Origin of the sequence: Bacillus cereus group sp. BfR-BA-01381 (assembly GCF_022663555.1) — a bacterium.
Classification (GTDB): domain Bacteria; phylum Bacillota; class Bacilli; order Bacillales; family Bacillaceae_G; genus Bacillus_A; species Bacillus_A pacificus.
In genome coordinates, this window is sequence record NZ_JAKUFR010000038.1 from 15,469 (window position 1) to 38,121 (window position 22,653).

Below are 22,653 nucleotides of genomic sequence, written 5' to 3' on the forward strand. Positions count from 1 at the left end.
AACCTGAGACCGATTTCAAATCGACTCAGGTTTTTTTATTGATTATATGCTTTTAACTAGTTCAACAACTTCTTCAGCAGTTGACATCATTAATGCTTTTTCTGCTAATGTTTCCATTTCTGCTTTTGACAACTTGCTTAGTTGTGTTCTTGCAGGAAGAATAGATGTTGCACTCATACTGAACTCATCTAAACCTAATCCTAATAATAATGGGATAGCAAGTGAATCGCCCGCCATCTCACCACACATACCAGCCCATTTGCCTTCTTTATGAGCAGCATCAATAACCATTTTTACAAGACGTAAAATAGATGGGTTATATGGTTGGTATAAGTAAGATACTTGTTCGTTCATACGGTCTGCAGCCATTGTGTATTGAATTAAGTCGTTTGTTCCGATAGAGAAGAAATCAACTTCTTTTGCGAATTGATCTGCTAATACTGCTGAAGCTGGAATTTCAACCATCATACCAACTTCAATAGAATCAGAAACCGTTGTACCCGCTTCTACAAGTTTCGCTTTCTCTTCTAATAAAATCGCTTTCGCTTGACGGAACTCATCAAGAGTTGCAATCATTGGGAACATAATTTTTAAGTTACCGTATACGCTAGCACGAAGTAATGCACGAAGTTGTGTACGGAACACATCTTGCTCATCAAGACATAAGCGAATTGCACGGTATCCTAAGAATGGGTTCATTTCTTTTGGTAAATGTAAGTATGGAAGCTCTTTATCTCCACCGATGTCAAGTGTACGAACAACAACAGGTTGACCTTCTTTTACACCTTCAAGAACTGCTTTATACGCTTCGAACTGCTCTTCTTCTGTTGGAAGATTGTCACGGCCCATGTATAAGAATTCTGTACGGTATAAACCAACGCCTTCTCCGCCATTATCGATAATACCTTGTACATCATTTGGTGTTCCGATATTTGCAACAAGCTCAACGTGATGTCCATCACTTGTTACAGTAGCTTGGTCTTTTAATTTTGCCCATTCAGCTTTTTGCTCTTCAAATTTCGCTTTCTTTTCTTCAAACGAGCGAAGAGTTTCTTCTGATGGATTAACAATTACTTCTCCATCTAAACCATCGATGATTACGATATCGCCATTTTGGATTTTCTCCATAACAACTTTTGTACCAACAACAGCTGGAATTTCCATAGAACGAGCCATAATTGCAGAGTGAGATGTACGTCCACCGATATCAGTTGTAAAACCTTTTGCATACTTACGGTTTAACTGAGCTGTATCAGATGGTGTTAAATCTTCAGCAATAATGATTACTTCTTCAGAAATTGTACCTGGATTTGAGAAGTTAATGCCTAGTAAATGTGCAAGAACACGTTTTGTTACGTCACGAATGTCCGCAGCACGTTCTTTCATATATTCGTTATCCATGTTTTCAAACATAGAAATAAACATTGATGCAACTTCATCCATTGCAAATTCAGCATTTACTTTTTCGCTATTTACTTTATCTTTTACTGGGTTTACTAGTTCTGGATCATTTAACACTAATAAATGTGCTTCAAAGATCGCAGCTTTGTCAGCACCTAGCTCAGCAAAAGCGTGGTCCTTAATAGCTTCTAATTCAGTTTTTGCTTTCTCAAGCGCAGCTTCTAAGCGTGCAATTTCTGCAGCTTCGTTTGTAATTGATTTCTTTTCGATGTTAAATTCAGGATTTTCAAGTCTGAAAGCCTTTGCAATAGCAATCCCACTTGATGCAGCGATCCCTTGAATGTTAAGAGTCATTATTCTCCTAATCCTTCGTTTTTCATAGTTTCTTCGATAGCTGCTAGTGCTTGAGCTGCATCATCACCATTTGCAGTGATTTTAATTTCCGCGCCTTGTTGAATACCTAAAGACATAACGCCCATGATTGATTTTAGGTTAACGTTCTTTCCGTTATACTCTAAGTTAATGTCAGAACCAAATTTGCTTGCAGTGTTTACAAGTAGAGTTGCTGGACGTGCATGAATTCCTGAGTCGCTAGTTACTTTAAAGATTTTTTCCATGATAATTTATCTCCTTTAAATTACAGTATTTTTTAGTTGTATAGACGTGAGTACTACATCATCTATTGTATATAATAGGCGATGTTCGGTCAACCACATCGCCTATTATAATTATAAACATTTTGCGTCAAATTCCTACTGAATGTCAATAATAGCGTTTTCGCCCTTCTTAACATTTCCATCTTTTTTCAATTCGACTTGTTGCCCTTGTTGTAAATTCGTAAATACAATTGGTGTAATGATAGATGGTGCATTTTCTTTTACAAATGCAAGATCTACTTTTAATAATGGTTGTCCTTGTTTCACTTTGTCACCTTGTGCTACAAGTGCTTCAAAACCTTCACCATTTAATTTTACAGTGTCAATACCGAAGTGGATTAAAATTTCTTTTCCACCTTCAGATTGAATACCAATTGCATGCTTTGTAGGGAATACGTTGACAATTTCACCATTAACTGGAGAAACTACTGTTCCTTCTGTTGGCTCAATTGCAAATCCATCTCCCATCATTTTTCCTGAGAATACTTGATCCGGTACTTCTGTAATCGGTAGGATTTTTCCTTCAATTGGTGAAACGATTGTTTCGTTTTCATCAACTTTTTGAGGAGCTTCTTCTACTTTTACAGGCTCTTCTTTTTCAACATGAGGTGTACGACCTGACATAATATCATGAATTTGTGATTTTAATGTGTCAGATTTCGGTCCAAAAATAGCTTGAATATTATTTCCAACTTCAAGTACACCAGCTGCTCCAAGCTCTTTCAAGCGATCTTTATTTACATTCTTTTGTTCGTTAACTTGAACACGTAAACGAGTAATACAAGCGTCTAAAGAAGCAATGTTTTCTTTACCACCAAGTGCTACTAATACTTCACGAGGAAGTTCACCAGCTTCTGCTTTTCCTGCACCTTCATTCGCATTTGCAACTTCACGACCAGGTGTTTTTAAATCCCATTTACGGATTGCAAATCGGAATCCGAAGTAGTAGATAACTGCTAGTACAAGACCAACAATAATTACCCACCACCATGCCGTACGGCCTGGTAGTACACCGAATAATAGGAAGTCGATTAAACCACCAGAGAATGTCATACCAATTTTAACACCTAAAATTTGCATTGTCATAAATGATAGACCAGCGAATACTGCGTGAATTCCAAATAATACTGGTGCTACGAATAAGAATGAAAATTCAAGTGGCTCTGTAATACCTGTTAAGAAAGATGTTAATGCAGCAGAACCTAAAATACCAGCTGCTAATTTTTTGTTTTCTGGACGTGCTTCATGGTACATTGCTAAAGCTGCTGCTGGAAGACCGAACATCATGAACGGATACTTACCAGTTGTAAATGTACCTGCCGTTAATTCTACACCGTCTTTTAACTGTGCCATAAAGATTTTTTGGTCACCACGAATTAATTCGCCAGCCGCATTTGTATACTGACCGAATTCGAACCAGAACGGTGAATAGAAAATGTGATGTAATCCAAATGGAATTAATGAACGTTCAATTAAACCGAATATGAATGCTGCTAGCGTTCTATTTGCATCAATCATTTGATGTGAGAACGTATTTAAGCCACCTTGAATGTATGGCCAAACGAAGCACATGATAATACCTACTATTAAAGAGAATGTTGCAGTTGCGATCGGTACGAAACGCTTACCTGCAAAGAAACCTAAGTATGATGGTAATTCAATGTTGAAGTATTTATTGTAACAATATGCCGCTACTATCCCGACGATAATACCACCAAACACTCCCGTTTGTAGCGTTGGAATTCCTAATACGTTTGCATACGCTGGATCTGCAAATCCAATTTTTACTGGGTCTGCTCCAGAACTTGTTACTTTCACTAGCTTATCTACTTCTAAGAACACACTCATCGTTTTGTTCATAATTAAGTAGCCGACGAATGCTGCTAAACCAGCTACTCCGTCTCCACCAGCTAAACCAATTGCTACCCCAACTGCGAATAGTAATGCAAGGTTAGCGAAAATAATATCACCAGATTGTTCCATAATTTTTGCTACCATTACGAACCAATCTGCCTTTAAAGCAGGAATAACATTTGTTAACTGTGGATTTTGAAATGCATTACCAAATCCAAGTAAAATACCTGCTGCCGGTAAAATCGCTACTGGAAGCATAAGCGCTTTTCCGACTTTTTGAAGAACACCAAAGATCTTCTTAAACATGGAAACCCTTCCTCTCTTATCTATATTGATACCTTCCGACAAACGCCAAAAAGGCATGAGGAAAAAAAGATAGAACGATAGCTATACAAAGGGTAGTATATCCCTTTCTCTAGCTTACATTCCTTACTTTTCTCCACTCATGCCTGATCGAATCAGTAACACGTGTCAAAAATAGGTTTACGTATAAGTTCACTATAATTAAGGCAAACGTTTTCGTTTTATACCTTAATGTGTTTGTCGAAATTTGTATAACTTTGCAATAGTTATTATACATAACTATTGTAAGCGATTCAATGATTTTTTTTAACGTTTTCATTTTCGACAAAAATATATGGCTATTTACACATGCTCTGCCTTCACTAAGCGCTGCAGGTGCATCGTTAAATATATACTCTCTGCTTCATAAACAGGAAGTTGCAGCTCTTTTTGCATGACCTTAACTAGCTTCCAAGCTAAATTATAACAGACAGGATATTCCGCCTTTAATAAATCAGCAAAACTTTGTGATTCCTCTACTTTCTCCCCTTTTTTCACCCGTTCAATAGCATACTGCAAATGACGAATAAGGCGTAAATAGTGAATACTTTCTTGGTCTAATGTAATTTGTAAGTTTGTCTCAATTAAAGATACAAGCTGTGCAATGAGACGAGAGTTTTGATTAACTGAAGATAAATCTGAATTTGTAAGTGAACTGTAAATATGGAGTGCAATAAACCCAATTTCTCCTTCTGGCAATGTAATTTGCAAACGAGAATTTAAAAGGTTTACAACACCTTCAGCAATTTCATATTCCTCTGGATAGAGCATTTTCGTTTCAACTAAAAAAGGATTATCAATTGTAAGTCCTTGTTTTAAACGCTTAATCGCAAAAGAAATATGATCTGTTAAAGCGATATGAATATGTTCATTCAATGGCGATTTTGCTTTTTCTTGAATATAGAACATAATATCATTCATTAATTCAATTAACTTTTCACTCACATGTGGAACTAGCAGTTTGTATTGTTCACGATCACGTTCATTTTTTAGAACAAACATTTTTTCAATTTGTTCTTGCTCCAATACATCTTTCGCTTTTTTCCCAAATCCAATTCCTTTACCAATCACTACTACTTCCTCATGTTCAGGATGGCTAGCAATGATGACATTATTATTTAAAACTTTTTTAATTTCTAGATAATTACTCATATAACACCACCCTCGTACTTAAATAGCCTGCTTTTATGTTACAGAACATTCTTCTTTGTCGTCAATGTAAAACATCTACCATTTCATAAAAATTCATTTTTTAGACATGTTTATATATGATGCGTATAATGTAAGAGCAACTGTACATAGAAAGGAGATAGCAACATGATTAAAATGTTTGTAAGTGATATCGACGGTACAATGATGCAACACGGAGGTTTAATTGACGAACAGGATATTGTAGCACTTCGTAGTCTTGCTGAACAAAATGTGATTCTTTGTTTCGCTTCTGGCCGACTTGATAATGAAATTGCAGACTTAATGAAAGCTGTAAATACAAATTTCCACCGCATTAGTGTTAATGGTGTTTTTGTATATACAAATGAAAATAAGCAGCTATTATCTGCAACTTTTGATTCCAGCATTCTTCCTGAGTTGTTACACATGACGAATGAAGAGCCTTATTTCCGTTATGTTAGTGATGAACATAATTACTACATTGAAGAAAAAACACCGTTTATTCATGAACTTGAGCAACAAGTAACGATGACTTCTGTCGAAGAACCAAATTTATTACAGAAAATAGATGATACAATTTTCCCGAATAAAATTTCTGTCGGTGGAACAAAGGAGAGCTTACAACTTCTTCAGAAAAAAATTGATGAAAAATTTCATGGAAAAGTTAGTACGTTCATTTCAGCAGAACAATGCTTAGATGTAATGCCACCTAATATTAGTAAAGGTTCTGCTATTTCTGTTTTATTAAAGGAGTTTCAATTACAACCAGAGGAAGTTGCTTGCATAGGAGATTCTTATAATGATATTCCAATGTTTGCTTTAACTCCTCACAGTTTTGCTATGGCTCAAGCAGATGACGCAGTAAAAGAACACGCTCACTATGTAGTAAATACAGTTAAAGATGCTGTTAACCACGTAATTGCTCATAATAAAAATACGACTCACTCCTTGTAAGGATGAGTCGTATTTTTTCTTTACATGTTAAACAATTTGACATTTACTGTACTTCACAAACTGAAATATATTATTTGTTACGTGCGATGTTTGTAATAAACTTATAACGATCTCCACGATAAATACATTTCACATACTCTAACGGTACTTCACCTTCTGAATATGACCATTGACGCATGACAAGCACTGGCGCCTTTTTAGGAATATGCAGATGTTCCGCTTCATTATCCGTTGCAATTGAAGCTTCAATTGATTGAGTAGCGCTAACAAGTTTGAAGCCCAGTTTTTTCTCTAAATGTTCATATAAAGATTGTTGCAATATTTCTTCGTTAATATCTTTTACAAGAGCTGGCGACAAATATGTCGTCTCAAAAGCAATCGGTTCATCATCAGCTAAGCGAATACGCCTCACTTCATAAACCGACTCTCCCTCCTGTATTCTCAGCCGGTCTGCTATTTTCGCAGTAGCTGGAACGAGGCGGAAACTTAATAATTGACTACTTGGGTTCATCCCACGAGAAATCATATCTTCTGTGAATCCTGTCATTCCTTGCAATTTTTGTTCCACTTTCGGAAGTTGGACAAACGTACCGATTCCACGTTTCCGATATAAATAACCTTGTTCCACTAAATTATTAATCGCCTGTCTGATTGTCATACGACTCACTTCGAACTTATCGCAAAGTTCATTCTCAGATGGGATTTTATCTCCCGGCTTCCATTCGCCGTCCTCAATTAGCTGTTTCACCCACTCTTGAATCTGATAATAGATCGGAAATGGTGAATACTTGTCGATGTTCATCAGCAATCGCCTCACTGCATAAAGATAGAGCTTCTTGATCAGCGATTACGGTTACATTCGGATGACGTTGTAAAACTGTAGCAGGACACGCTTCACTATATGCACCTTGCAATAATTCTTTAACTGCTTCTGCCTTTTTAGAACCCATAGCAACAAGTAGAATTTGTTTCGCTTTCATAATGCTCCCAATTCCCATTGTAATTGCTTGAGTTGGCACATCTTCTTCTTTTTCGAAGAAGCGAAGGTTTGCTTGGCGTGTAGATTCTGTTAATTCAACAATGTTTGTTGGAGAATTAAACGGTGTTCCTGGTTCGTTAAATCCGATGTGACCGTTTTCACCGATTCCAAGAATCTGTAGGTCAACTGGGTTAGCAGCTAGAATGCCCTCGTAACGTTTGCACTCTTCCTCTAAATCACTTGCCATCCCGTTTGGTACATAAGTTTGTTTAAATGGAAGATGATCAAACAACTGTTCTTGCATGAAATAGTGATAGCTGTTTTTATCTTCATGTGGTAAATTTACGTACTCATCTAAGTTTACAGTGGTTACACGGCTTGTATCAAGTTTATTTTTTCGCATTTCTGCATAAATACCTAATGGAGAGCTTCCTGTAGCCATTCCTAATGTTGGATTTTCTTTTGTTTTTACAACTTCTTCAATTAATTTATAACCTGCTTCTGCTAGTTCTTCTGGAGTTTTTACAACAAGAATATTCATTTCATTACTTCCCTTCCTTCATATGAATTCCTAAACGAACCGTATCATATACATGTAAATCTTCATTCATCACAACAAAGTCTGCATCTTTTCCTACCGCTAATGCACCTTTATTATTTAATCCAAACTCTTCTGCTTGGTTCACTGATGTCATTAGTACTGCTTCTTCGATTGAACAACCTGTAAATTCAATTACATTTCGGAAAGCTTGATCCATTTTTAGAATACTACCAGCTAACGTTCCATCTTCTAATCGAGCACTACCATCTTTTACATGTACTGGCTGTCCGCCAAGCTCATATAATCCATCTTCAAGACCTTTTGCACGCATTGCGTCAGTAATAACACTTACTTTTTTCGGTCCTTTTAATTTATATGCTAATTTCACCATATCAGGGTGAATGTGAATACCATCTGTAATTACTTCAACCATTACATCTGGATTTAATAACACATGACCAACAACTCCTGGTTCACGGTGATGTAATCCACGCATTTGATTATATAAATGCGTTGCATGTGTAATGTTTCTATTTTTTAGTTGTGCATCAATTGCATCGGTATGTCCCATTGTGCCAACAACACCAGTTTCAGCAAGATACTGCTCAAACTCTAACGCACCTTCTTCTTCAGGTGCATATGTTACTAATTTAATTAAATTTCCGCTTGCTTCCTGCCATTGTTTAAATTGTTCAATATTCGCAGGAACAATATGTTCAAGTGGTTGTGCACCCGCACGTTTCTTTGAAACATACGGTCCTTCTAAGTGAATATATTCGAAATGTGCTCCTTTTTCTTTCGCTTCCTTCGCAGCATGTAGTGCTGCTTCGATTGCTTCTGGAGCTTGTGTCATTGTTGTTGGGAAGTAAGTTGTAACTCCTTCTTTTAACATTTCTTTACCTAGAGTTACTAACCCATCGCTATTTGCATCCATCGCATCAATATCGTATCCACCATGAATATGAACATCAATCATACCTGGAATCACAATTTTTCCTGTCGCATCTAAAACCGCTTCATTTTCTTGTGATACATATTGAGCCATCAAACCAATTTCTTTAATTGTTTCTGCGTAACGAATAAATCCGTTTTCCACTACTTCTTGACCTGTATAAATTTTGGCATTGATGACAACTTGCGTTTTCATTTTCATCGATCCTTTCCCATGAAATACCTACTTGTTATTATTACCTTATTCGCCTAATTCCATCTTAATATATGCACGAGTAGTTGTCTATACATTCTATTGAAATTTCCTCTTTGTTTAACAAAAAGGAAGCTTAGTACGTCTCTCGCAATTATAATATATGTTATTCATTTTTTCCAAAAAGGAACAATATCATCTATCGTATGAATCACTTAAGTAATGGCATTAATCCGCTAGACCCAATTGTAATATGTTCGCCGTCTGTTTCCATTTCTACTGTACGCTTATTTGTTCCATACATCATTATACCACGCTGTTTTAATCGTCTCACTACACTTTGATGAGGATGTCCATACGGATTTCTGCTACCATAAGAAAGAATCGCGAACTGTGGTTCTACCTTCTTTATAAACCTTTCACTTGTTGAAGTATATGAGCCATGATGTCCCACCTTTAGCACATCTGCATGTACATCAAATTGCTTTAATATTTCATTTTCCGTCCGCACATCAGCATCACCCATTAGTAAAAAATCTGCCTTACCATACCGAACCTTTAATACAATTGAAGATTCATTATTTTCATCTTTGGACTTCCCATTGTTTAATACTTGTATGGAAACATGCGGATCTAGCGGTATGTATTGGCCCTCTTTTACTGAAATGAAAGGGATTCCCCTTTTCTTTATATGATTTCGATACGTATGATAAGTAAGAGAACTATATGTTTTTCCACTATCTAATATAAGTGATACCGGCATTTGCTCTACAATCGGAATGAGCCCTCCAATATGATCCATATCAGGATGAGTACTGACGATAGCATCTAAATGGTTAATTCCTTTTTCAATTAGCTTTTGGATGATAACCTCACCAGCTTCATAAGGTCCTCCATCAATTAACATCGTTTGTCCATTTGGCAATATAATAAGTGTTGCATCACCTTGTCCAACTTTTAAGAAACTCACTTTCATTTTACCAAAATGTTGCCGCTGCATATGTAAAGGAGACGCAGTATGAATAGACATCATATACCTTTGGGCCGATGCACTATTTAAAGAAAAGCATAACAAAACAGAAACTAATAATAAAACACTTCGTATACCGCTCATAACTCGTCTCCTTTTTTCAATTAGTATGGCACGGTATATAATTGATATACAAAAAAAGCTTAGCAAAATGCTAAGCTTTTATTTCGATATCTCTTGTAAAGAACCAAAGAATAAATCCGCTTCATTCATTTGTTCGTTTTCTTCAGAAAGCGGAGGTAAATCATCTAATGTTTTTAATCCAAACGTGTCCAAAAATTCTTTCGTCGTTCCATATAAAATAGGACGCCCAGGTCCTTCTGCTCTTCCCATTTCTTTTATAAGTAAGTGTGATACTAACGTTTGTAACGCCTTATCAGTTTTTACTCCTCTAATCTCTTCCATTTCAGTTCTTGTAATGGGTTGACGATACGCAACAATTGCTAACGTTTCTAGCGCGGCCTGAGAGAGTGAAGCAGCTGTTGGGATATCTATTAGTTTTTGATAGTACGACGCATGTTCTTTCTTTGTAGCAAAACGATATACTTTTGCATACTGTACAATTTGCAAACCTCGGTGTGCACCTTCACATTCTTTTTGCATTTCTTCTAAAATATCTATTACTTCGTTTCCTTCAATTTCAAGGACTTTTGCTATTTGTTCAGGATAAATCCCTTCATCACCAGAAACAAATAAAAGCCCTTCAATGATTGATTTCTGTTCTGTTCTATCCATCTTACGAGCTCCTTCCTCCTATTTTTCCCATAAAAATACACATCAAAAAAACCGAATCACAATCAATGCGTTCGGTTCAATATTTTTTCTCTTGTTCCAAACGATACATTCAAACCTAGCATGAGATATACTATTTCTATCCCATTTTCCATACTAACTCTATGCAGATTTAGTATAGCTTGATACGAAAATTTCATCAAAATTATGTTCTTGTTCAATTACGATTTGTTGATTTTTCATAAGCTCAAGAACCGCTAAAAATGTTACAACCATTATTTCCCGTTCATCATCAACAAACAAATCATAAAAACTTTGACGACCACCTTGTATTTCTAACTGCTTTAAAATATCCGTCATACGCTGTTCAATTGGTATTTCTTGACGAGTAATACGTGTTGTCACAGGTTTCTTTGCTTTTTTACGGCGCATTAATTTTTGGAATGCCGCTAGCATATCATATAACGTAACATCAAGAGGCAAGTTTGTCTCCTCTTCTTGTTGCAATGATGTAAAATCAATTGGCGGACGTGTATATAGCTGTGCTCTTTCTTGTTCTCTTTCTTTTAGTTCAGTAGCAACTTGCTTATATTTCTTATATTCAATTAACCTCTCCATCAATTCTTGACGAGGATCATCTATAAAGTCATCACCGTTATCAAGTACATCTTCTTCATGTTTCGGCAACAACATTTTACTTTTAATTTGTAATAACGTTGCAGCCATTACTAAATACTCACTTGCAACATCTAATTGTAGTTCTTTCATCGTATGAACATAAGATAAATATTGCTCTGTAATTTCCGCTACAGGAATATTATATATATCAATTTCATAACGATGTATTAAATGTAACAATAAATCTAAAGGCCCTTCAAAAGCCTCTACTTTAAAATTATACTGCACAAAGCATCCCACCACATTTTTTCTATAACAACATAAGTATAGAGCATACTCATGTTCTATCCAACCTTTTTAAGAAATTTAATTAAAAATAGACCTATGCCTATGGCATCATGCCCACCACTTCATATGATAACAGTGTAGTAAGAACAATGTAGGAGGTCAAAAAACTATGGGTCACGTTGATTGTGGTTTTAGCGGTGGGTTCGCATTACTTGTTGTATTGTTTATTTTACTAATTATTGTAGGGGCAGCTTGCTTCTGCTAATATGAACAATAACGACTAGGGAGAAATTCCCTAGTCGTTTATTGTTCATATTTCTATGATAAACTTATACTTATAACCGTTAGATAGGGGCGAAGAAAATGTATCCTACGGAATACATACAGTTTTTAATTCATTTTCACGGAGATTATGATTATTTTGAATGCCACGAAATACTGGAAGAATATTGGAAAACAAAACCGAGAGGAAATCGGGATCATTATTTAGTCGGCCTCATTCAAATTGCAGTTTCTTTATACCATCACAGACGCTCTAACTGGAATGGCGCAGAGAAGATGATGAAAAGCGCCATAACGATTTTAGAAAAAAACAGTGCACATTTACTTCGTTTAGGAATAAATGAGACACAACTTCTGTTCTTACTCAAAGATAAATTGCAATCTATCCAGAAAGAAGAAGGTTTTACACCGTTATTTTTACCATTGTCGGATACAACATTAGAAAAGTACTGCATAGAATTATGTCAGAAACAAAACCTTCCTTGGAAAGACGTGAATGCTACTTCTAATGAATTTATAATAAATAAGCACACATTACGTGATCGAACAGAAGTCATCGCTGAACGAAACGAACAATTACAAAAAAGAAAGCAGAGATAATAAACTACTTATCTCTGCTTTCACGAATGTATATTTTGTTCAAGCCCTTTACACTTTTTGCAAAAACTTGCTGTTTGCTCATTTCCGCAAATTGTAAACTCAAGAAATTTACTCTTTAACTCTTGAACCATCTTCGTCCCAATACCCATATGACGGTGAGATGGGTTCACACTCAAATGCTGAATTTCCAAAACTTGATTCTCTTTTTTTACAATCCCCATTATCCCAACAAAATCTTCGTTTTGTTTCCACAAATACAATTGCCAATCATCCTTTGCTTCATAATCTTTCATAGTCAATTGTAATGTTTTCACATCTTTTTCAGTTGGCATAAATGAAAGAAGCCCCATTGCAATCTTTTCATAACTTTTTTTAAAACGAATTAACATAACCCTTATCCCTTCTTACAAAAGTTACAAACTATTAAATCCCCTCAATCACTCTTTTCATATCACATTCATTTTACAATATTTTCAACAGAGTGAGAAGAGCTTAAAACAACTTGATAATCATACAAAGCGAAAAGAAGAAAGTCAAATATACATTTCATTACTATTTTTGTTAAGTAGATAAAAGAAGAAACGCTGTTATATGAAAATGAAAAGAAACATCCACCGCTCATTATCACTTCACTATTCATCACCTTAGAGCAGATGAATTCTAGCAAAATGAATGCAACAAAAAATCTTTATTGAAACGTGTAATCTAATGTATTCTATGTAATTTGTTAATATTTTGTTCTCATAAGCGACTTATTTTCACTACAGTCACATTACTACTTGTATCATGTACCGTAAACGAAATACCCATTCCTATTAAAAAAAAGAGAGCAATAGCTCTCTTTTCTCATTCACTTATTCTTCCCAAACTTTAACTTCTTTCATTACATCACCTTGACGCATGTTTAATACTGTTTCAATACCGCTTGTTGCTTTACCAAATACAGTATGTACACCATCTAAGTGTGGCTGTGGCTCATGAACGATAAAGAATTGACTACCGCCTGTGTTACGACCAGCATGTGCCATAGAAAGTGATCCTACAAGGTGTCTATGAGGATTTCCATCAGTTTCACATGGGATAGAGTAACCTGGACCACCCGCACCTGTTCCTGTTGGATCTCCACCTTGGCTTACGAAGCCAGGAATAACGCGGTGGAATGTCACACCATCATAAAATCCTTGCTCTGCTAGTTTTTTAAAGTTTTCTACTGTTTTTGGTGCCTCTTCTGGGAAAAATTCTAAATCGATTTTTTCACCATTTTCCATTAATATGTATCCTAAAGTTTTCATACGTATATGTCTCCTTTCAACTATCTCAGCACTATATTACCACATTCATGACTAGAAACAAAAAGAATCCGACAATCTACATACTTCTTTTTTGAAATGTGGAAAAAGCTAGGTGACAAATAAGAAATATATACTATAATAACTGTGTTGCCCGAAAATTTTAGAAAGAGAAAGGGAGCGATTTTTCGTGAAAACGAAATTACTAGCTCTGCTATTAGCTGTCGCAGTATTTATTATGCCAACAGCTTCGTTTGCAGACATCATCGAAGGAGAATCAATTGTTACACTAGGAGAAAACTTGTCTGAACAACAAAAACAAGATCTGTTAAAAGAAATGAAAGCACCAAAAGATGCTACAATTATTACTGTGTCTAATGCGGAAGAACATAAATTTCTAGAAGGGATTGTTCCAAAAGCTCAAATTGGTACGAGAGCAATTTCCTCTTCTATGATCACATACACAAAGCCAGGTTCTGGTCTCATTGTACGTTCAAAAAACATTAATTCAATAACAGATGCAATGTACACAAACGCACTTATTACAGCAGGTGTGAAAGATGCAGAAATTCAAATTACTGCACCATTTAAAGTTTCTGGAACTGCTGCTTTAACTGGCTTAATGAAAGCTTATGAAACGACATCAAACAAAGCAATTCCTGAGGAAGTAAAAAAAGTAGCCAATGAAGAAATGGTGCAAACATCCCAGCTCGGTGATAAAATTGGTGAAGAAAAAGCGGTTCAACTTGTTGCGAAAATTAAAGAAGAAATTGCCAAAGAGCAGCCAAAAACAACTGAAGATTTACGTTCATTAATAAAAAAAATTGCGGATCAACTTGGTATTACATTAACGGATGAACAGTTAGATAACTTAGTTGCGCTATTTGATAAAATGAAAAATCTTAACATCGATTGGAATCAAGTTGGCAGTCAGTTAAATAAAGCAAAAGAACATGTTTCTGCCTTTTTAGGATCTGAAGAAGGGCAAAGTTTCCTAGATAAAGTGAAAGATTTCTTCTCAAGTATCATTGATTTTGTTAAATCTTTATTCAAGTAAAAAGAAGCTCGTCAGTGACGAGCTTCTTTTTTATACAAGTAACGGCAATTTCATAATAGCTTCTTCAACCGAACGAACTATATGATTTGCCTTCTCCTTGACATATGGATGAGCATGATGCAGAGTGAATGAATGCGGGGTTACTTCAAACATAGAAATATCATTGAAAGAATCTCCAATGCATGCAACTTCATTTGCTTCAATTTGCAAATGTTCCATTAGTCGTCTTAAAGCACTCCCTTTACTTACTCCCCTTGGCATAATGTCAACATAGCGTTTACCAGACATAAAAACTTCCGCTTCATTCTGAAAGGTATCTCGTAATTCTTGGTCTAATGCTTCAATTGTCTCTTCTTCCCCAAAAACAAACAATTTCGCAGGATGTACAGTTTTACCAAATTCCTCTTCTAATGCTTCTATTTCAGCGATATGCACGCCCATATACGTTTCAAAATTATGATGATGTTCATTTTTTCTTTTTGTATACCGTTGCTCATTTGCACAAACAATATCTGCTAGTCCCTTTTTATGGATATATCGATATATTTCCTGGGCAATCCCATCTTCAAAACTTGATTCATGAAATATTTTCCCATCCGGTAGTAACATCGTCGCTCCATTTAAACTCGTTGTGTAATACGGGAATGCAAACCTATTTACGACTTCATCAATTCGATGAGTAAAGCGGCCTGAGGCAAAACAAATATTTGTCCCTTTTTCAGCTAACCAACAAATTGCACGTTCATCTTCTTTTTGCATATCATTCACATTGTAAACGAGCGTGTCATCTAAATCACTTACAAATAATTTAATCATGTCCTCTTCCCCTTCCATACACAATATCTACTCTAAGTGTACACAAAAAATGTATGATTTTTGTTAAAAAACAATAAATTTTTGCTAAAAAAATAAACGGGTGTATAATCCCGTTTATTTTTGTCTTTTTACATTTTGAGGTCTTACAATACTTGGTCGTACTTTTAAACTAGACATCGTCGGACGAAGTAGAATTTTTGTTAATGCGCCCCAATCAAATGGTAAAAACGGCCATAAATAAGGTGTTTGCAAACTTTTTATAGACGTTAAAAATAAAATCAATATCGTCATACCAATTACAAAGCCCATCTCATGGAAGAGACCTGTTAAAATAATAACAAATAATTTTCCAACCTTATTCCCTAGCCCTAATTCATAACTCGGTGTTGCATAAGCACCGATCATAGAAACTGCTACATACAAAATAACTTCTGGTACAAACAAACCTACATCGATTGCTATTTGACCAATTAATATAGCGGAAATTAATCCTGCTGCAGACGATAACGGCGTTGGAGTATGAATGGCAGCCATCCTTAAAAACTCAAGCCCGACCTCTGCCATTAATACTTGTAATAAAATTGGTAAATGTGTCATCTTAGTCGGTCCAATAAAAGCAAGATTTTCTGGTAAAAGAGTTGGATCAAATACAAACACTAACCAAAATGGTAGTAAAAACAAGGAGAATAAAACACCTAAAAAGCGTACCCAGCGTAAAAATGTACCGACAGCTGGATTTTGTCTAAACTCTTCTGCATGCTGTAAATGATGGAAATATGTTGTTGGCGTAATCATAGCACTCGGTGATGTATCAACAAGTACTAGAACATGTCCTTCTAATAAATGATTGGCTGCTACATCCGGTCTTTCTGTATATCGAATAAGCGGGAATGGATTATAGCTTTGCTTTACAACAAATTCTTCCACTGTTTTATCCGCCATCGTAATGCCATCAACATCAATGTTATTTAATTCTTGTTTTATAATCTTTACTAAATCTTGATTTGCAACATCTTGTACATATGTAATACAAATATCCGTTTGCGATCTATCTCCTACTCGAATAATTTCGTTTCGAAGACGTGGATCTCGAATTCTCCTACGAATTAATGCTGTATTCACAACAATATTTTCAACAAATCCATCTCTCGCACCGCGCACTACTTTTTCGGTATCTGGCTCTGTCGGTGTTCGCCCTGGATAGCTACGAACATCTATTGCAAACGCTTCTGTTTCACCCTCCACAAATATAATAATAAGCCCTGATAACGCTTGAACCATTACTTCATCCATCGTTTTCACTTTACTTACTTGCTGATGAATTAAACGATTCTCTAAAAGCTTTACTGTATCTTCTTCAACATCCCTTATTTCATTCGTATCCACAGCTTCTTCTAAAATAGGAATGATATAATTTGTATCACAAAGTCCATTTACGAATAACACAGCAATTTCTTTATTCAAAATTTGAAATTTACGAATACCAACATCAAATGTAACGCCTAATCCAACCGTTTGTTTTAAATAATTTTCATTGTCACTTATGAAAGTTGAAATAGGAATATCTATTTTTTTAGGCTTCGTCATAAAACCCACTCCTTTCCAAAATTAACTGAATTGCTTTTTTAGTAATTGGTGAACCTCTCTCCCATTCATCGTTTCCACACATCTTACCAATATCACCAATTCCAACAATGACAGGAACATTCAAATCATCTAGACAATAAATTGTATCTCCGCTAATTCTGCCAATTTCACCATCTGGGAGTCCAAACTTATCAACGCCATATTCCGTTAAATTCCCGTTTCGATCCACGCTTACATCTACACGTGCCCATTCCCAATGATGTGTATTAGACGCTACTGCCAAAATCCCAAGTACATCAATTTGTTTATGCGTGGCTACATATTTTAAAGCTTTTTCACCAGATCCTTCTCCAATAAATCCACTGTCATCAAACATGACAAATACAGGGTCATATGGCGTTTGCATAATAAGCTCAACAACTTTCTTCCCTGTTAATTTGGTTGGATTGCTTTGTGATGCTGAAATACACCTTCCCCCAAATTCCTTCGTTAAAAGCTCAATTGTTCGCTTTGCATATTCATCTCCATCTGTGACCAAAACAACCCTTCGTCTCATTTGATTTATCCTTTCGGTTTACATATTAGTGCTATAAAAAATGAAAATAATATCGCTGCAGAAATGCCTGCAGACGTTAAACTAAACATACCCATACCAATCCCTATATATCCGTATTTCTCCGCCGCATGCATTGCCCCGTGTAATAAGGAATGTCCAAAACTTGTAATAGGAACTGTTGCCCCAGCACCAGCAAACTTTATAAGCTTATCGTACAATCCAAATCCATCTAAAACTGCTCCTATCACCACAAAGGTAGCCATTAAATGAGCTGGTGTTAACTTTGCAAAATCTAACAATACTTGTCCAACTAGACAAATAGCGCCTCCTACAAGAAATGCATATATAAAATCCACAATTCACTCTCCCTTCACTCTCTCAAATACGACACCATGTGCAATTGTTGGAATTGTTTCTTTCTGCTGCATCATCATCGGGCTTAATAACGCGCCAGTAGCAACGACAAAAATTCGTTGTAAATTCCCTTTTTGCATCTCGCTTAATAAATGACCATATGTGACAACAGCTGAACAAGCACAACCGCTACCACCTGCAAATACTTCTTCTTGACCCGAATCATAAATCATTAATCCGCAATCATTATATATATGCCCAATATCATAACCTTCTTCCAGTAACAGTTGCTTCGCGATCGGTGTCCCAATAGCAGATAAATCACCGGTAACAATCACATCATAATCATTGGCACTTCTCTTCAAATCTTCAAAATGTTGCTGAATTGTATGAGCCGCAGCCGGCGCCATCGCCGATCCCATATCTAAAGGATTCGCAATTCCTAAATCTTGTACTTTTCCAATCGTAGCCGACGTAATTTTAATGGCACTTTTTTCTTTACTAATTAATATGGATCCCGCACCTGTAACAGTGGAATTTGCTGTTCCTGGTTTTTGTCCCCCATACTCTGTTGGATAACGAAACTGTCTTTCAGCTGTTGCATTATGACTACTTACCGTCGCTAAAACACGATTTGCGAATCCACCGTCTATAAAGGCTGATCCGACCGCTAAAGTCTCCATCGAGGTCGCACAAGCACTAAACATGCCTAAAAAGGGAATTCCCCACTTACGCGCAACGTAATTTGCTGTTACTGTTTGATTTAATAAATCACCCGCTAAAAAGAAATCAATTTGTGATGTTTCTACATTTGCTTTTTGCATGACTTGTTGAATAGAATCTGACATTAATCTTCGTTCAGCAAGCTCCCAGTTTTCCTCTCCGCAATGTAAATCATCATATGAAATATCAAATTCCTTTCCAAGAGGGCCTTCAGCTTCTTTTGGACCGACGGCAGTACCGGTTGCATTCACATAAATATCATTTTGAAATACCCACGTTTGTTTTCCTGTCAACCTCATACTAGCCCCTCCTTTAAGACATAAAAATTTTAAAAGTATATCTTATTAACCCAATAATGTATGCCCCGACAACACCAAAAACGATTACACTTCCCGCTAGCTTAAACATGTTTGTAGCAACCCCAAGCACAATTCCTTCACTCTTATGCTCTAGCGCAGCACTTGCCATAGAATTCGCAAATCCCGTAACAGGTACGGCCGACCCTGCTCCAGCAAATTGACCGATTTTATCATATACACCACAACCTGTTAAAATCGCCGATAATAGTACAAGAGTTGCGACGGTTGGATTCCCTGCCTCTTGTTCACTAAAATGAAAATAATGTATATAAAATTTCATCAATACTTCTCCGATTGTACAAATGAGTCCACCTACAAAAAATGCCTTAACACAATTTATAAAATAATTTGGCTTCGGATGGTATTCCTTCACTTTATTTACGTAATCGTCCTTTAGTTTTCGCCCTGTCATTTATATATTGCCTCCTACTTTACGAAATAAATCCAGTGAAACAACGAGCCTATTACTTTTCCAAGTACAAGAGCAACGAGTAAAACAACAATCTTCCCCTCTACCCCTACTCGTTTCGCTAAAATAGGTAAAACATTTAACACTTCTGTTAATGCGGCAGCGAGCATTCCAATGAATGTGCCACAAAATATTCCTAATATAACAAGCCAATATTGCGACGTTTGAAATGTAATGTTTTTCAAACTACACCAAGCTCCTGTTAATGTACCTGCAATAACTGCCCACTCAAAATATTGAATGTGCTTTCCACTTCTCGTTAATTGAGCTAGACGAGGGATTATACCAAGCACAGCTAAAAATGCAACATATCCGCTACCTACAGCAATTCCTCCTGCTAAGGCAATTAAAATAACGAATCCAGACTCAATCATCGGTAAGTTGTTTCATATTATCCTTGTTTTCATGAACAATTACATATTGGTCAAGTGACTGCTGGTATTGGAACATCTCCACTTCTAACGGACTCGGTTCTTCATTAATACGCTTTTGAAATACATGATTAAAAAATAAAACCATACCTAACCCAAGACCTAATGAATAAGGAATTTGAAATAAAAGTGGTTGCGCCTTAAATTCTCCCGTAATCATGTAATATAACCGTTGGTGCACTTGTTGCATGCTTACATCTTCATGAAAATATATGATGGCAAGAGCTGCTCCAATGAAAAGTAACAACCATACAAGTCCGAAAAAAATCGGATGTACTTTCTTTTTTTCATATATAATTTCAACAAGAGTTTGTCCAGAACCGAGTAAATTAATTTGTATATGAGCAGCTTTTTGCCTAATAATCTCAATTATTTTCATAACATCAATTACAACATGCGTTTTATCACGCGCTGTAATTTTATAAATTACCTCATCCTGTAACGACTGAACTACTACAGCATCTCCGGCAAGTTGAGCAACATCTCCCAGCTTTACTTCATACGTAGGAGAAACTTTTAATCGATTACGCATTTTAATATAAATTGTTTGTTCCAATTTCCATTCACCTCTTCACTCTTCCTCGTAGTTGTAGTATGGTTATTCAATTTTTTTCTAATACAATTTTTTCATAAAAAAACATCTGTACCATTTCGGTACAGATGTTTTTTAGTTTATGCTTTTTTCTTAAATAAATTTGCAATGCTTAATGCGAGCCCTCCCCAAATGACTACTATTCCAATAACCATCATCATAATCGCTGATCCACTCATTATGAAACACCTCGATCTTTCCATTCTTTTTCAAGCTTATCAGAATCTGAATGTATTTGTGCATTCCATTTCTTTAAACTAATGATTAGCGCAATGATAAGGAACGCTGCTGCAATTGACCAACCATATGTTACAACAAACTCCGTTGGGTACCCTCCATAGTTCTTTTTAATATTTTGGATTGTACCATCAATTAACATGTACCCTAACATAAGCGGAGTAATAACGAGTAAACTCACTCTCCAAAACGTCCCTAACTTAATATCAGATACGAAGTTTGCGTGGTTTTGATAAACCGGTAAACGACGTAAAATGAGTCCTATCGTAACTACTTCCGCTAGAGCAATTGTAATTAATCCGAAGTTATTAGCGAAGTAATCCACAACATCTAGGAACATAAGCCCGCCACGTGTCGCAAAAACGAGAGAAACGAGTACGAGAAGCGTCCCCATAATTCCAATTGTTTTCTGGCGGCTTAAGCTAAACTTTTCAGATACGGCAGCAAAACATACTTCCGCAAGCGAGATGAGGGATGTAATTCCAGCAACCGTTAATGATAAGAAAAATAATACGCCAAATAAAGGTGACATCGGTAATTCATTAATAATTTGCGGGAATACTACGAAAGCAAGCCCTACACCAGCACTTGCTACTTTATCAACTGGTACTCCCATATTGTTTGCCATAAATCCAAGAGCCGCAAAGACCCCAATCCCTGCTAATAATTCAAATCCTGAGTTTGCAAATCCAGTAATAAAAGCGTTATTTGTTGTATCTGAGTTTTTCGGTAAATAACTAGAATACGTAATCATAATTCCAAATGCTAAAGATAAGCTAAAGAAGATTTGACCGTAAGCAGCAAGCCATACTTTTCCGTCAAAAATACGACTCCAATCTGGTTTAAAGAATGCATCTAATCCTTGCATCGCACCTTCCATCGTCACTGCACGAACTACGATAATAAGGAACATAACAACTAGTAAAGGGATGAAAATACGGTTCACAACTTCGATTCCTTTTTTAACTCCTTTAAAAGCAACACCAAGCACAATAATCCAAACGAGAGCTAGTGGAATTAATACTTCCGGTACGAGCCCTCCAAACTGTCCAGGTTTATCTGCAACATGTAAATACTCTTTAAATAAAAATGATTCCGTGTCTTTCCCCCATGCGCCAGTAATTGCAAAATACGTATAAGAAATAGACCAAGCAATAATTACTGCATAATATGTTGAAACGATAAACGTTACACACATTTGCCACCATCCGATGAATTCAGCACGCGGATGAATACGAAAGAACGTAAGTGGCGCTGAACCACGGTGACGATGCCCAAGAGCAAATTCAAACGCCAATAATGAAATCCCAGTCGTTAATAATGCGAATAAGTACGGTAAAAAGAATGCGCCTCCTCCATTTTCATACGCCGTATAAGGAAAACGCCATATGTTTCCTAATCCAACGGCAGAGCCGACCGCTGCAAAAATGAATCCAGCCCTCGTGCCCCATTGTTGCCTCGTTTCCATATTTTCTTCCCCCTTTGTGACAAGTTCATAATTGGATTATATTTTAAATTTACTAAATTATCAATAAATTCTGTTAATTTTTAAGAAAGTTTACAATCTCCTCCTATTAAAGTCATAAAAAAAG

At 36.1% G+C, this 22,653-nt stretch carries 27 protein-coding genes; 4 read left to right on the forward strand and 23 right to left on the reverse strand.

Translation table 11 applies throughout. The annotated features are described in order from the left end of the window. Positions 1–42: 42 nt before the first annotated feature. The 4 genes from ptsP to glcT form a co-directional block, all read right to left on the reverse strand. Positions 43–1,755: a phosphoenolpyruvate--protein phosphotransferase gene (gene ptsP, locus MR079_RS14790; protein WP_000174221.1), complete on the reverse strand. Its 1,713-nt coding sequence runs from the start codon at positions 1,753–1,755 to the stop codon at positions 43–45. Continuing rightward, positions 1,755–2,018, reverse strand: coding sequence for a phosphocarrier protein HPr (ptsH, locus tag MR079_RS14795; RefSeq protein ID WP_000411079.1), 264 nt, complete (start codon positions 2,016–2,018; stop codon positions 1,755–1,757). Before ptsH ends, ptsP begins: the two co-directional genes overlap by 1 nt. A gap of 135 nt (positions 2,019–2,153) precedes the next feature. Continuing rightward, positions 2,154–4,217: a PTS glucose transporter subunit IIABC gene (gene ptsG, locus MR079_RS14800; RefSeq protein WP_000473182.1), complete on the reverse strand. Its 2,064-nt coding sequence runs from the start codon at positions 4,215–4,217 to the stop codon at positions 2,154–2,156. A 339-nt stretch (positions 4,218–4,556) separates the two neighbouring features. Next, complete coding sequence (gene glcT / locus MR079_RS14805) at positions 4,557–5,405, reverse strand: glucose PTS transporter transcription antiterminator GlcT (RefSeq protein ID WP_087954397.1); 849 nt, start codon at positions 5,403–5,405, stop codon at positions 4,557–4,559. A gap of 165 nt (positions 5,406–5,570) precedes the next feature. Here glcT and MR079_RS14810 point away from each other — a divergent pair, with 165 nt between their 5' ends. Beyond that, positions 5,571–6,377, forward strand: a complete 807-nt coding sequence (locus MR079_RS14810; RefSeq protein WP_139866821.1) for an HAD family hydrolase — start codon at positions 5,571–5,573, stop codon at positions 6,375–6,377. A 70-nt stretch (positions 6,378–6,447) separates the two neighbouring features. On the opposite strand, the gene phnF is transcribed toward MR079_RS14810, so the two are convergent. The 6 genes from phnF to scpA form a co-directional block, all read right to left on the reverse strand. Then, a complete protein-coding gene (gene phnF / locus MR079_RS14815; protein WP_002194085.1) occupies positions 6,448–7,179 on the reverse strand; it encodes a phosphonate metabolism transcriptional regulator PhnF in 732 nt (243 codons plus the stop codon). Further along, positions 7,109–7,897, reverse strand: coding sequence for a glucosamine-6-phosphate deaminase (gene nagB / locus MR079_RS14820; RefSeq protein WP_139866820.1), 789 nt, complete (start codon positions 7,895–7,897; stop codon positions 7,109–7,111). The genes phnF and nagB overlap by 71 nt, the downstream gene beginning before the upstream one ends. Before the next feature lie 4 nt (positions 7,898–7,901). Continuing rightward, on the reverse strand, positions 7,902–9,044 hold the full coding sequence (gene nagA / locus MR079_RS14825) for an N-acetylglucosamine-6-phosphate deacetylase (RefSeq protein WP_242294206.1): 1,143 nt from the start codon (positions 9,042–9,044) through the stop codon (positions 7,902–7,904). A 208-nt stretch (positions 9,045–9,252) separates the two neighbouring features. Next, positions 9,253–10,155, reverse strand: a complete 903-nt coding sequence (locus MR079_RS14830; RefSeq protein WP_139866819.1) for a ComEC/Rec2 family competence protein — start codon at positions 10,153–10,155, stop codon at positions 9,253–9,255. A 78-nt stretch (positions 10,156–10,233) separates the two neighbouring features. After that, a complete protein-coding gene (scpB, locus tag MR079_RS14835) occupies positions 10,234–10,806 on the reverse strand; it encodes a segregation/condensation protein ScpB (RefSeq protein ID WP_000376224.1) in 573 nt (190 codons plus the stop codon). 159 nt (positions 10,807–10,965) lie between these two features. Continuing rightward, on the reverse strand, positions 10,966–11,709 hold the full coding sequence (scpA, locus tag MR079_RS14840) for a segregation/condensation protein A (RefSeq protein ID WP_001199759.1): 744 nt from the start codon (positions 11,707–11,709) through the stop codon (positions 10,966–10,968). Positions 11,710–11,878: 169 nt separating this feature from the next. Here scpA and MR079_RS14845 point away from each other — a divergent pair, with 169 nt between their 5' ends. Both MR079_RS14845 and MR079_RS14850 read left to right on the forward strand, forming a co-directional pair. Continuing rightward, a complete protein-coding gene (locus MR079_RS14845) occupies positions 11,879–11,974 on the forward strand; it encodes a YjcZ family sporulation protein (RefSeq protein ID WP_000510194.1) in 96 nt (31 codons plus the stop codon). Positions 11,975–12,072: 98 nt separating this feature from the next. After that, positions 12,073–12,591: a DUF309 domain-containing protein gene (locus MR079_RS14850; RefSeq protein WP_139866818.1), complete on the forward strand. Its 519-nt coding sequence runs from the start codon at positions 12,073–12,075 to the stop codon at positions 12,589–12,591. Between the two features lie 20 nt (positions 12,592–12,611). Here the strand turns inward: MR079_RS14850 and ribT are convergent, their stop codons facing one another. The 3 genes from ribT to MR079_RS14865 all read right to left on the reverse strand — a co-directional run bounded on the left by ribT (position 12,612) and on the right by MR079_RS14865 (position 13,883). Continuing rightward, positions 12,612–12,980, reverse strand: coding sequence for a GNAT family N-acetyltransferase RibT (ribT, locus tag MR079_RS14855; protein WP_000908397.1), 369 nt, complete (start codon positions 12,978–12,980; stop codon positions 12,612–12,614). 68 nt (positions 12,981–13,048) lie between these two features. Further along, the gene (locus MR079_RS14860; RefSeq protein ID WP_087954393.1) at positions 13,049–13,231 is read right to left on the reverse strand and encodes a hypothetical protein; all 183 of its coding nucleotides are present in this window, start codon (positions 13,229–13,231) and stop codon (positions 13,049–13,051) included. 214 nt (positions 13,232–13,445) lie between these two features. Then, entirely contained in the window at positions 13,446–13,883 is a 438-nt protein-coding gene (locus MR079_RS14865; protein WP_000853783.1) for a peptidylprolyl isomerase, read from the reverse strand. A 187-nt stretch (positions 13,884–14,070) separates the two neighbouring features. Between MR079_RS14865 and MR079_RS14870 the strand changes: the two genes are divergently transcribed. Then, a complete protein-coding gene (locus MR079_RS14870; RefSeq protein ID WP_000850502.1) occupies positions 14,071–14,937 on the forward strand; it encodes a DUF1002 domain-containing protein in 867 nt (288 codons plus the stop codon). A gap of 30 nt (positions 14,938–14,967) precedes the next feature. Here the strand turns inward: MR079_RS14870 and MR079_RS14875 are convergent, their stop codons facing one another. From MR079_RS14875 to MR079_RS14920, 10 genes are all read right to left on the reverse strand, one after another. Next, on the reverse strand, positions 14,968–15,771 hold the full coding sequence (locus tag MR079_RS14875; RefSeq protein WP_061183918.1) for a Cof-type HAD-IIB family hydrolase: 804 nt from the start codon (positions 15,769–15,771) through the stop codon (positions 14,968–14,970). A 96-nt stretch (positions 15,772–15,867) separates the two neighbouring features. Continuing rightward, positions 15,868–17,340, reverse strand: coding sequence for a spore germination protein SpoVAF (gene spoVAF / locus MR079_RS14880; protein ID WP_000165588.1), 1,473 nt, complete (start codon positions 17,338–17,340; stop codon positions 15,868–15,870). Next, positions 17,327–17,896 (reverse strand): stage V sporulation protein SpoVABEA, encoded by a 570-nt coding sequence (spoVAEA, locus tag MR079_RS14885; protein ID WP_001254414.1) that lies wholly within the window; start codon positions 17,894–17,896, stop codon positions 17,327–17,329. Before spoVAEA ends, spoVAF begins: the two co-directional genes overlap by 14 nt. Before the next feature lie 5 nt (positions 17,897–17,901). Continuing rightward, positions 17,902–18,252 carry a stage V sporulation protein AE gene (spoVAE, locus tag MR079_RS14890; RefSeq protein ID WP_139866816.1) on the reverse strand — a complete coding sequence of 117 codons (351 nt, stop codon included), beginning with the start codon at positions 18,250–18,252 and terminating at the stop codon, positions 17,902–17,904. A 3-nt stretch (positions 18,253–18,255) separates the two neighbouring features. Then, positions 18,256–19,272, reverse strand: a complete 1,017-nt coding sequence (gene spoVAD / locus MR079_RS14895; protein WP_001241152.1) for a stage V sporulation protein AD — start codon at positions 19,270–19,272, stop codon at positions 18,256–18,258. Positions 19,273–19,285: 13 nt separating this feature from the next. After that, positions 19,286–19,744 carry a stage V sporulation protein AC gene (gene spoVAC / locus MR079_RS14900; RefSeq protein WP_000147736.1) on the reverse strand — a complete coding sequence of 153 codons (459 nt, stop codon included), beginning with the start codon at positions 19,742–19,744 and terminating at the stop codon, positions 19,286–19,288. Positions 19,745–19,758: 14 nt separating this feature from the next. Next, complete coding sequence (gene spoVAB, locus MR079_RS14905; RefSeq protein WP_000572932.1) at positions 19,759–20,175, reverse strand: stage V sporulation protein SpoVAB; 417 nt, start codon at positions 20,173–20,175, stop codon at positions 19,759–19,761. Next, on the reverse strand, positions 20,168–20,788 hold the full coding sequence (gene spoVAA, locus MR079_RS14910; RefSeq protein ID WP_074606896.1) for a stage V sporulation protein SpoVAA: 621 nt from the start codon (positions 20,786–20,788) through the stop codon (positions 20,168–20,170). Before spoVAA ends, spoVAB begins: the two co-directional genes overlap by 8 nt. Positions 20,789–20,904: 116 nt before the next feature. Continuing rightward, positions 20,905–21,003, reverse strand: a complete 99-nt coding sequence (locus MR079_RS14915; RefSeq protein ID WP_000016826.1) for a methionine/alanine import family NSS transporter small subunit — start codon at positions 21,001–21,003, stop codon at positions 20,905–20,907. Continuing rightward, the gene (locus tag MR079_RS14920) at positions 21,003–22,529 is read right to left on the reverse strand and encodes a sodium-dependent transporter (protein ID WP_242294204.1); all 1,527 of its coding nucleotides are present in this window, start codon (positions 22,527–22,529) and stop codon (positions 21,003–21,005) included. Before MR079_RS14920 ends, MR079_RS14915 begins: the two co-directional genes overlap by 1 nt. Positions 22,530–22,653 lie beyond the last annotated feature (124 nt).